General features: G+C 59.1%; 12 protein-coding genes and 1 pseudogene. 1 reads left to right on the top strand and 12 read right to left on the bottom strand.

Annotated features, from left to right (window positions below):
• From BW14_RS02315 to BW14_RS02305, 3 genes and pseudogenes are all read right to left on the bottom strand, one after another.
• Positions 1-193 (bottom strand): annotated as a pseudogene (locus BW14_RS02315) (hypothetical protein); the annotation flags it as partial.
• Between the two features lie 280 nt (positions 194-473).
• Positions 474-1,340 (bottom strand): hemolysin III family protein, encoded by an 867-nt coding sequence (locus tag BW14_RS02310; protein WP_140489215.1) that lies wholly within the window; start codon positions 1,338-1,340, stop codon positions 474-476.
• A gap of 118 nt (positions 1,341-1,458) precedes the next feature.
• The gene (locus BW14_RS02305; protein ID WP_140489214.1) at positions 1,459-1,980 is read right to left on the bottom strand and encodes a very short patch repair endonuclease; all 522 of its coding nucleotides are present in this window, start codon (positions 1,978-1,980) and stop codon (positions 1,459-1,461) included.
• 413 nt (positions 1,981-2,393) lie between these two features.
• Here BW14_RS02305 and BW14_RS11845 point away from each other — a divergent pair, with 413 nt between their 5' ends.
• Entirely contained in the window at positions 2,394-2,570 is a 177-nt protein-coding gene (locus BW14_RS11845; protein WP_181162093.1) for a hypothetical protein, read from the top strand.
• Positions 2,571-3,120: 550 nt separating this feature from the next.
• Here the strand turns inward: BW14_RS11845 and BW14_RS02300 are convergent.
• The 9 genes from BW14_RS02300 to BW14_RS02260 form a co-directional block, all read right to left on the bottom strand.
• Positions 3,121-3,564, bottom strand: a complete 444-nt coding sequence (locus tag BW14_RS02300) for an HNH endonuclease (RefSeq protein WP_140489213.1) — start codon at positions 3,562-3,564, stop codon at positions 3,121-3,123.
• Positions 3,565-3,847: 283 nt separating this feature from the next.
• The gene (locus tag BW14_RS02295) at positions 3,848-4,708 is read right to left on the bottom strand and encodes a phage major capsid protein (protein ID WP_140489212.1); all 861 of its coding nucleotides are present in this window, start codon (positions 4,706-4,708) and stop codon (positions 3,848-3,850) included.
• Positions 4,709-4,881: 173 nt separating this feature from the next.
• The gene (locus tag BW14_RS02290; RefSeq protein WP_140489211.1) at positions 4,882-5,379 is read right to left on the bottom strand and encodes a hypothetical protein; all 498 of its coding nucleotides are present in this window, start codon (positions 5,377-5,379) and stop codon (positions 4,882-4,884) included.
• Complete coding sequence (locus tag BW14_RS02285) at positions 5,376-6,989, bottom strand: tyrosine-type recombinase/integrase (RefSeq protein ID WP_258186031.1); 1,614 nt, start codon at positions 6,987-6,989, stop codon at positions 5,376-5,378. The genes BW14_RS02290 and BW14_RS02285 overlap by 4 nt, the downstream gene beginning before the upstream one ends.
• Positions 6,990-7,002: 13 nt before the next feature.
• Positions 7,003-7,248 carry a hypothetical protein gene (locus BW14_RS02280; RefSeq protein ID WP_140489210.1) on the bottom strand — a complete coding sequence of 82 codons (246 nt, stop codon included), beginning with the start codon at positions 7,246-7,248 and terminating at the stop codon, positions 7,003-7,005.
• Positions 7,245-8,606 carry an AAA family ATPase gene (locus BW14_RS02275; RefSeq protein ID WP_258186030.1) on the bottom strand — a complete coding sequence of 454 codons (1,362 nt, stop codon included), beginning with the start codon at positions 8,604-8,606 and terminating at the stop codon, positions 7,245-7,247. The genes BW14_RS02280 and BW14_RS02275 overlap by 4 nt, the downstream gene beginning before the upstream one ends.
• Before the next feature lie 25 nt (positions 8,607-8,631).
• Positions 8,632-8,865: a hypothetical protein gene (locus BW14_RS02270; RefSeq protein ID WP_140489209.1), complete on the bottom strand. Its 234-nt coding sequence runs from the start codon at positions 8,863-8,865 to the stop codon at positions 8,632-8,634.
• A gap of 216 nt (positions 8,866-9,081) precedes the next feature.
• Entirely contained in the window at positions 9,082-9,264 is a 183-nt protein-coding gene (locus BW14_RS02265) for a hypothetical protein (RefSeq protein WP_140489208.1), read from the bottom strand.
• Positions 9,261-9,518 carry an AlpA family transcriptional regulator gene (locus tag BW14_RS02260; RefSeq protein ID WP_219847181.1) on the bottom strand — a complete coding sequence of 86 codons (258 nt, stop codon included), beginning with the start codon at positions 9,516-9,518 and terminating at the stop codon, positions 9,261-9,263. Before BW14_RS02260 ends, BW14_RS02265 begins: the two co-directional genes overlap by 4 nt.
• Between the last annotated feature and the right edge of the window lie 80 nt (positions 9,519-9,598).

Genomic DNA, 9,598 nt, shown 5'->3' with positions numbered 1-9,598 from the left:
ACTCCAGGGCCGCGCGCACCAGTTCCGGGATCAGACCCCCATCGCCGGCCGGCTCCACATCGCCCCTGTCTATACGCTCGAACAGGGAATCCAACGAACCCGACGAAACAAGACCATCCACCAGCTCACGGGCGGAACCCACGGCAACGGCACCATCGCCGCACCCTACTTCATCATGCGAGGTCACCATCATAATATCCTTTCACCCGGCAACCCCATACACAAACAATTAGACACCCTCCCCTGCTGGGAATGGGATAGTGGAGCAGGTCATCGGCTGGTCCGAGGTTTTGCCCCGCCAAGACACGTAAGACACCAAGCTACGCCAAGCCGCACCACCAAGCTACGCCAAGCTACGCCAAGCCGCACCACCAAGCTACACCAAGCTACGCCAAGCCGCACCACCAAGCTACACCAAGCTACACCAAGCCGCACCACCAAGCCGCACCAAGCCGCACCACCAAGCCCCCGCGCTACAGCGCGCACACAATCAGATAAATCGCCACGACATGGCAGACGTACCCAATGACCGTGCCCACGTGAAACACTTCGTGAAACTCGAACCATCCGGGAACGGGATTCGGCTTGCGCAGCGCGAAACATACGGCACCGGCGATATACGCGGCACCGCCGCAAGCGATAAGTATGGTTGCCGCCGGTCCCACCGCAGGCGCCGTCCATAGCTGTGGGATGAGCGTCACCGGAGCCAGCCCCAGCACCACATACACGGTGGTGAATACCCAGTTCGGAGCCTGAAGCCAGACAATATGCAGTATCGTGCCGATTGCGGCGGTCGCCCAGATCACCGTGAGGTACGGCCGCCGAATCGCCGGACTGAGCGCGAACAGCACGGGCGTATTGGTCCCGGCGATGATGAGGAAAATGTTCGAGTAATCGATGCCGCACAGCACGCGGGTCACCCTCGCGCTGTGCCAGGATACGACGTGCAGCAGCGCGCTGTTGCCGAACAGCAGGATGGCCGAGGCGCCGTATACGGCGCATGCCGCTTTGACGGGGCCGCCCGGCGCGATGCAGATCAGTACGATGGAAGCCGCGATGCATAGCGGCAAGGTGATGAGGTGTAGCCATCCGCGCAGGCGGGGCTTGCGATTGCCGAATGCGTCGACAGGGACGATTTGGCGCTTGGCCGCTTTCAGGGCTGCTTTGGCATGACGGTAACGGTCGCGGGCGTCTTGGTAGCGCGCCGCAGCGCGTGCCAATGCGGCAGCGTCTGTTCGCGCGTGACTCCTTTGGCTCCTTTGGCCTGCGACCGCAGAAGACGCACGCGATGTGCCGGAGGCCATCGTCCGCGTGGCCGGTGCGCTGGTGGAAACGCTCATGCTCATCACCTCGATGTGGCCGGCGTCGCTTGGCCGGCCATTAACTTACGCTACCGTAACAAAGTATAGGTGCCTTGATGAGGCGCGGCTGAAGGGATCCTGTGATTTCTCGAGGAGCTCAGCCCATGGAGGCGTCGCCCATGATCTGCTCATACAGCCGGGCCAGCCGCTCCTCGCGCGTGGCCTTGCCCAGCTCGCATTCCCACACCACGATGACCCGCCAGCCGGCGGCTTCCAGTTCGGCGTGCTGACGAGCGTCGCGTTCGCGGTTGCGCGTCAGCTTCGCGGTCCAGAATTCCACATTGGATTTCGGCATCGAGTACTTCGGGCAGTCCTTGTGCGCATGCCAGAAGCATCCGTTGATGAACACGATTGTGTGATACTTCGGCAGCACCATGTCCGGGTGGCCGGGGTAGCGCTTGTCGTTCTTGCGGAATCGCAGGCCGCGCCGGAATAGATAGCTGCGCACCGCCACCTCGATCGACGTGTCCTTGCCGCGGATGTGCGACATCGTGTACGACCTAGTGCCACGCGCGTACTTCTCCGGTTTGGTCGTTGGCTTGACTGATCGCTTGGCCGTTTTCCTGGATTTGCCGTTGGATTCGCTGTTGGGCTTGCGCGGGCGCGAGGGTGCCGCCATTGGTGATAGCACCCTCACTTGCCGAGTTCGAGTGGTGCGAGCGGGTTGTGCTGGTCCTACCGAGTGCGGTGTGACGCTGGGGCTCGCGGTGTTTGCGTCGTGTGCGGTCTGCCGATCTTGTGCGGTGTGCGTGGGTTGCGCGGACTCGGCTGGCGCAGCCTCTGCGTCTGCGGGTCGCGTCGGTGATGCGGAGGTGGCCGCGATGGAGGTATCAGCATTGTTCCGTATACGCTTGCGGACGTCGTCTGCAACGTTCATCAGACCTCCCCTCTGCGTGGCAGTACCCGATAATGTGCGCACAATTGGTCGTTTACCGGCTCTCCCACCATACTGATCCGCTCCGCCTGCGGCAACCAGTGTTTCCGGGCTAGTCGCCGACAATGCGCTCGCAAGCTCGCAAGTTCATGTGGCATTTGCGAAAAGCACGCGATTGGCGAGGGCATGCTGCGGAGATTGCGCTGCTGATTTCCGGCAATCGTGTGCGTTGGGAAGGGGCTGCGGTGGGGGAGTCGTTGAATCCGCGCCCTAAGTACTGGAGCGATGCGATGTATCTGCTCGTGGAGGATGCGGCTACGTCGTCGTCTCGGTAAAAGCTCTCCTTATCCCGCCCGAGACAAAGCTTCAGCGACGCGATTTCCGACATTCCGGCGTCGCGAAATCGAGGCTGGCATATTTACGGCATCTTTCGCGTCAAGCTAACCGACGACACACCAACGACACACGCGAGCAAGACCCTACGTTTTGACACTAAATCTGTAATCGACGCCAGTCAACAGGGCTTATCAGAGATTGTAGGGTCTTAGGTAGGGTTTCCCATTCATTGCGGTTACGAAAAACCCCGGAGCCGTTGACATTTCAACGTTTCCGGGGTTCCCATCTGCGTGCGAGTGGGGGAGTTGAAACATCCGGGATTGTTGTTATCAAGCCATTTTCGTTGATATTTCAACGTTTCTTTATGATTGTTTATCAGTGTAAATCAGTGTAAATCAATGTAGATTGTCATATTTTCATCATATCGAATGATTCTTACAAGTCTTCCGTCGTTTGCACTTTGGTGTTAGACTTGTCCTTGCGATGCGAGCCTCTGCCTTGAAGGGTGGGGGCTTTCTATTCAATGCGACTCTGCCCTCGGGTGGGGTTTCATTGGTTGCGTATGGTTTGGATGTATTGGGCGGCTTCCTCAATGCTGTGGAACCCGCTTTTGCGGTGTCTGCGGCCGTTGATGCGTATGGCGACTAAGTAACAATTGCGGTCTTTGCGCCATGTGACGCCGCGCACGCCGGTGGTGCTGAGGCTGGACGCTTTGCGGTTGGTGGTCGATTGCGAGCGGGTGACGGCTTCGAGATGGTCGGGGTTTACACATGTGGTTGCGCCGCATGTGGCGGTTACGACCTTGCCGGTCGGTATAGGGCCGTGCGTGAGTTCGTAGGCGACGCGGCGGGCTTGTTGCGGCTTGTTGCCTATGGATATAACGGGGTGGCCGCTTGAGTCGGTGTGTGCCGTCCATATCCAGTGCCCGCCCGCCTGTCTATCAGTCTTGGCATTGATGCGCCGGCGCAGCTGTTCGGTCTCGATGTCGTTCATGTGCCTTGCTTTTCCTTGGTTATGGTTTTGTTACGCTTAAACGGCGGTATTGCAACGTTTTCGGGTATTGCCGTGGTGGTGGCGTTCCGGTTTTTGCTCGTGTGCGCCGTTGTCTTGCGGCGTGTATCGGGTCTAGTGGGGGTATGGGAAAGCCCCGGAAGCGGCCGTTATGGTGGTTTCCGGGGCTGTGTCGGCTTTTTCTTCTGGGATAAAACCGTTTTGCGGGGGTATGGGGCCCTATGACCGTGGAGGGGCTAGGCGCATGGGGGAGGGTATACCGCCCCTATGCCTTCGCGGACTTGCCACTTGCTGCGGCTCCTACGGTGATCTTGGCGAGCCGGTCGGGGCGCAGCACGCCGAAGCCGAAACGGAACGTGAGACGGATCGCGTAGTTGTCCGAGTCGAAGTAACGCTGATCCGACACTGCCACTTCGAGCTGTCCCACGGCGCTGAGTATCTGAGACTGGTCGATCAGTAGCAGCGTTCCGGCCGGCGTGTTCTTGTTGATGACGACGGGAAGGCCGGCGAGCCTTAGCGCCGTGGCCTCGGCGGGCGAGCCGATGAGTGGCGTGTTATAGCCGTTGCCGGCCTTCATCTTCTGGATGTACGCCCATGCGGTCGGGCTGGCAATGATGTGTGTCGGCTCGGCTCCGTTGGTCTGCACGGTGGCGATGGCGTCGGTGAGCGTGTCAAGGTTCGTGTCGATGTTTCCGCCGTCCACGATGCCGGTCGTGTTCACGAGTCCGATGGGGCCGGCCTCTCCCTCAGCGGGCTTGTTGGCGAGATAGATGGCGTCGGCCTTCTTGATGACGGCTCGGCCTAGGCTGTTGGTGAGCAGTTCGCCCACGCCGTCGTGCGAGTATGCCTCTCGGCTGATCCGGTGTAGCACTGAAAGCTTGTGCGTGTTCACGGTCAGTTCGGTAAGCTCAGGGTCGGCCTCGCTGATCTGTTCGCCTTCCTTGACGATATCGGCTTCGGGGTCTTCGCTGACGAACGGGACGCGGACGCTTGGCGCGTCGCCTTCCACGTTCGCGCCGATGCTGCTGGTGGAGATGATAAGCGCTTCGGGAATGATGTCTTCCGGGGCGAAACGCTGTACGTCGGGGAAAGCGCCCTTGTTCTGGCTGGTGATTGTAAATGCCATGATGATCCTTTACGGGTGTGAAAAAGCATGTATGTATGTCTGCCGTGCGCACTGCCGCGCCACGGTGCCCCGCAAGGGCTTGGAGAAACGGACGGCGGGGCCTCAAGCCACATCGAACATCCGTGTCAATACCCAAGTGTAGCCCAAAGCCCCGCCGCGCTCATGATTTTCGATCAGCCATGAAGGTCTTCAAACATCTTCGCCTCCCAGTCGGGTATCTCTCCGTTCCTGTGCTTCTTCCGTATGTCGTCTAGAAAAGCTTCGTTCTTTGAGTCTATCTCTTGGTGAACTATGCGGTATTTGGCTTTCTTGGCCTTATACAGCGGATCGTCTGGGGTTGACATCCCCATGTCGTACCACATCAGCCGTCTACGCCAATAGACGTGCCCGTCGTAATGCTTGTTATATTCGCTGGCGAGCGCCGCGAGCTGTTGAAGGTCGACGTTCCCGTGTTCGTCTATGACCTTTTCGACGTGCATGGTCTGGAAGAACTTGTTCATGTGCCTTGCCTCGGCCATCTCTGTCTTTGCGCTCGTGTCTTGGAGAAGATAGCTTATCGCCCTGCTGCCTATGAAGTTCTGCCCTTGCCATGCCTTGCTTACTCGATCCTTGGCGGCAGCGAACCGTTTGCGGTATTTCTCGGCCTGCATCGCCGCTTTTGTCTTCTTCATTGCCGGCCTCCCGCGCTCATGATGGTGTTCCTGAATCGTTCTTTTGGTGATCCGCCGAAGTCATATGACCTGTCGGACAGTGGCCTAGACGGTGATGGATGGTTGCGCCGCCATATGCTGTACGGGTGGTACGCGCTTTTCAGCTCTTCCACTATTCGTTTTCCTTCCTCGGTGAGTTCTTCGTCTTCCGTGAAGTACGCCTGTATGTCCAGTTCGGCGAGGTCTTCGGCGAGGTCGGGGGCCGTTTCGTGCCAGCCGTAGCCGGCTATGTCCCTTCCGAGCTGTTCGATACGGTAGTCGTGAAGCTTCTGTTCCATCTGGTCGGCGAGCGCTTCGGCTTCCTTCGCCTTGATGCGCCATTTCGCGGCTTCGCTGTTCTCGTTGTCCGGCTCTTCGCCACCTTCGGTCTCTTCGGCGTCCGCGTCGTCGGTATCGCTGTCTGTCTGCTCTCCCGTGTCGTTTTCGTCCGCCGTCGTGGCTTCCTTGGATTGTGCGACCTCTTTATCGTCCGTTGTCTGTTTGGCCGTCTGCGGTGTGGTTTCGTCGGTTTGCGGCGTAGCCGGCGCGTCCTGTTCCGGCGTGACGGCGTCTGGCGTCTGTTCCATGATGCTTGATCCTTCCTTGCTGGTCGGTGTACTGTTACTTGCATGTGATCGATCACTAGCCCTTGTTCTTCTGTCGGCGAGAGGAACATGGGTGAGCATGGTTGGCCGGGCGTCGTCCGTGGAAGGCGATACCCGGCCTTCTCTTTTGTCTACGAGGCCAATTCCGTTGCCTTCTTTCCCCTTGATCGTGGCCGCGTCCACGAGTCCGCGAAGTGATTCGTCGGCGAGCGCCACATAGATTTGCGTGGTTTCCGTGCTCGCGTGGCCTAATGCGGCGCTGACGGCGAGCATGTCGTGAGAATGCATGTACGCAACGGTGGCGAACAGGTGGCGCAGCTTGTGCGGGCCGTACCCGTCCGGCAGAAGGCGTGATATGTGCTTGCCGATATAGGATTCCTCGCAATGTCCTTTCCACCGTCCGGGGAACATCCAGCCGCCGCAATGCGTGATTGTTTCCGCAAGGTCGTCGGGAACAGGCACTATGCGTTGCTTGCCGCCCTTGCCATGCACAACGAGCGAATACGCGCCTTGCGTACCAATCACGTCGTCACGATGCACTTGGGCGATCTCCGCGCGCCTCAACCCGCATTCCGCCGCCAAGAGGATCATGACGCGCTCGCCGTCCGTGGCGCGGCCGAGCGCGGCAGTGATGTACCGGTCGGGGCATGGCTTGGGGTGCGGGCGTGGTTTCCTGACGTTCGGCAATGTAGCGGCCGGATCGTGGTCTATGCGTCCCGCCGCCTTCATCCAGCGGAAGAACGTCGTGAAACAGTTGCGCAAGCCTTTGCGAGAGTCCTGAGAGCGCCCGTCCGCGAGCGCTTCCAATAGCTGATTAGTCGTGACTTGTTCAGGCGGCACGTCGAACGTGTCTGCGAAGTGGCGTAACTGGTAGTAGCGGGTCAGTAGTGTCTTCTCGCTGCAACCGCCTGCGCGCTTGTACTCGATGAAACCCGTGACGGGATCACGCCACGATTCGGGTAGCTTGCTGATGCTCATGTGTGCCATGTGTCGCTCTTTCCTAAAACAAGGTCAGTTGTTCGCCTTGGCCGGCGTCGTGTTTGCGTGGATCGTCCGGCATGGTCTCGTAACCCATTTCGATCAGCGTGGCGCGAAGCTCGCACAAGGAACACATGACCCAATCGCCCCGCTGCGTTTCGTTCGTCCGCTCGTGATCCGTCTCGCACGGCAACCCGCATAGGGTCACGGCCTTCATATGGTCGCGTACTTGGAACGTGTGATGAAGCACTGTGGTTTCGATGCTCATGATTCCTCGCCTTCCGGGAACAATCCAAGGTCTTGCGTGTTCTGTTCCGTCTCTCTCGCGCGCGCGGGGGCTTGCAACGCGGAAGTATTCGCGGAAGTATTCGGAGACGTTGCAATCATTGGGTTTTGAATACTTCCGTGATTACTTCCGCGTTCTGTACCCCCGCGCGCGAGGGTGGCGGTAATATCGGCGAGTGTCCATAACCGTTTCTGTCCGCGTCCCTGATAGGTCGGGTCTGGAACGGTGATGATGCGGCCGTCTGAACGTTCTCGCGCGTTGGTGAGCTGCCGTCTGCTGTATCCCTCAGCACATGCCGCCGTCGCTATGTCCTTGAATGCCACGGGGCCGTCCTTGAGATAGTCGGTGAGCCATTCGAGCACTTCGCCGCGTTCCGCGTGCGCCGGTTCGACGTTCGCCGCCTGTATGTTGCGGTTTATCACCTCGTTCACGTCGCGTTCGGTCTTCATGAAGCCCGTGACCTTCGGAACTGCGAACGTTTCCCCGGAATCGTCTTCGATGTCCACGGACATAAGCCCGTAGCTGTATGACATGCCCTGAGCCGTCGTATAGCTGCTCTTATCGATCGTGGCGACGCAATCGCCGTTGTCATCGTCCTTGGCGATGAGCACCAGAGAACGGATCACATCACGGAACGCATGACTGCCGCTGATCTTGTCCGACGCATAGCCGCCACCCTTGTTGAAGTGAAGGATGCCGACAATCGCCATGTCCAAGTCGGCTGCGAGCGCCGCCAACGGATCGAGCGCCCGGCGCACGTCATCGCGCTTGTTGCTGTCCCCATCCATGCACGAGGTGATAGGGTCGATGATCCACAGGCGCACGCCCTCGGACTTAAGCGAGTCAACGAGTGCTGGCAGATCGTCCGGTATCCTCACGCCGGTATCCGTACCGTTCCCGTCTCCGCTCGTGTCGAACATGGACAGGAACCGCACTCGCTCCAAATCCGCGCCGGCGGCTTCCAATCTCATTCTCTGCATCGACTGCGAGTCCTCGATGCCGCTGATAGCCACCGTTGCGGGCTTGCCATTCCAATCGCCATCGAGAAGGCCGCGAGTGGCGAGCGCGGCGCGGTATATGCTTAGCGTGCTTTTCGACACGCCCGCACGTCCGGCGATAAGCGTTAGTGTCCCGGTCGGAATCATCGGATAATCCAAGAACCTCGGCCGCTGTTTTGCCACAGTGGAAGCCGGCACAAGAAATGGCGTACGCCCCTTGTAGGGCATGGCGAGCGTATGCGCCGCCGTGGTGGTCGGCATATCGTCCAACGCGGTGAAGTAATCCGTGAGCGTCGCCCGCTGCTCCAGTGTCATCGCGCTCATGTCAAAATCTATCGTCATGACAGCAACGCCCCTTTCATACGATTCATCGTCCCGACAGCGCCTTCGCAAGCGCCCTGTTGTATTCCGCCGTATACCGGTTCGCGTACGTCTGCCGCGTACCCTGAGGCCACACGCCATGAAGGTATTCCAGCTCCCTCAATTCCGCCGCTCGATTCAGATACCGGTAATACGCAGCCACGTCCTCCATGTAACGGCGCTCGACGGCGTAGTCCCGTTGGGGTAGACTGGACGACGCGAGGGCTTCGGGTTTTCCCAAGGTTCGGAACCTCTCTCTCACTGCCCGGCGTCGACTCCCAATTTCCGACGCCGGGCATTTCCATAAGCCACATGAACAGACACGAACCGGCAAGCGCCGCAAATGCCGGCCCATACCGTTCCGACTGGGTGAATCCCAGAGACGCGAACCAACACACGGCGAAACCCACGCGGATCAGCACAAGCGCGCATTTGCTGGCGAGTGTGAGAACCTGACTCATAACTCGGCCCCTTTCGTGAGGAACGCCACGAGGTCGGACACCTGAGACGGCGACAGGCTCACGGGATGAGCCACAGGCGTTCCGCCGATCTGGAACACGGCGTAACCATCCGAATACCGGTCGATCAGCAGCGGACAATCTATGTCGTACTCGTTCTCGAAACGAAGCGAGCCTTTCATTTCGCTGCCTCCTTGCTGGCGAGCGCCGAACGCTTCAATCGGCCGGCATTGCTGCCAAGCCAAGCGTCAACATCACTTTTCTTGTACACGACCTTGCGGCCGGTCGGCTTGTAGAACCTCGGCCCTTTTTTCTCATAGCCCATCGTGGCAAGCGTGCCCGGCGATGTCTTCGCATACGCCGCTACTTCCTTCCGGGTCATCCACACGTCGCCGCTATCGATCGTCGGCAGGGGGATGGTAACTGTTGCTGTCATCTTCGATACCTCCATTGATTCAATTAATATCAATTTGATGTTTTCAACATCATGTATACTCATTTTGTCTCAAATATGTC

The sequence above is a fragment of the Bifidobacterium sp. UTBIF-68 genome, assembly GCF_006408855.1.
Lineage (GTDB): Bacteria > Actinomycetota > Actinomycetes > Actinomycetales > Bifidobacteriaceae > Bifidobacterium > Bifidobacterium reuteri.
Note: the sequence above shows the minus strand (reverse complement) of the source record. Positions and strands in the feature narration are given on the sequence as shown.

What these genes read in the sequence shown, in the direction of transcription:
- BW14_RS02295 (WP_140489212.1), bottom strand. Translation starts at nt 4,708, where the DNA reads ATGGCATTTACAATCACCAGCCAGAACAAGGGCGCTTTCCCCGACGTA.
- BW14_RS02300 (WP_140489213.1), bottom strand. Translation starts at nt 3,564, where the DNA reads ATGAACGACATCGAGACCGAACAGCTGCGCCGGCGCATCAATGCCAAG.
- BW14_RS02290 (WP_140489211.1), bottom strand. Translation starts at nt 5,379, where the DNA reads ATGAAGAAGACAAAAGCGGCGATGCAGGCCGAGAAATACCGCAAACGG.
- BW14_RS02265 (WP_140489208.1), bottom strand. Translation starts at nt 9,264, where the DNA reads ATGAAAGGCTCGCTTCGTTTCGAGAACGAGTACGACATAGATTGTCCG.
- BW14_RS02285 (WP_258186031.1), bottom strand. Translation starts at nt 6,989, where the DNA reads ATGGCACACATGAGCATCAGCAAGCTACCCGAATCGTGGCGTGATCCC.
- BW14_RS02275 (WP_258186030.1), bottom strand. Translation starts at nt 8,606, where the DNA reads ATGACGATAGATTTTGACATGAGCGCGATGACACTGGAGCAGCGGGCG.
- BW14_RS02310 (WP_140489215.1), bottom strand. Translation starts at nt 1,340, where the DNA reads ATGAGCGTTTCCACCAGCGCACCGGCCACGCGGACGATGGCCTCCGGC.
- BW14_RS02305 (WP_140489214.1), bottom strand. Translation starts at nt 1,980, where the DNA reads ATGGCGGCACCCTCGCGCCCGCGCAAGCCCAACAGCGAATCCAACGGC.
- BW14_RS02280 (WP_140489210.1), bottom strand. Translation starts at nt 7,248, where the DNA reads ATGAGCATCGAAACCACAGTGCTTCATCACACGTTCCAAGTACGCGAC.
- BW14_RS02260 (WP_219847181.1), bottom strand. Translation starts at nt 9,518, where the DNA reads ATGACAGCAACAGTTACCATCCCCCTGCCGACGATCGATAGCGGCGAC.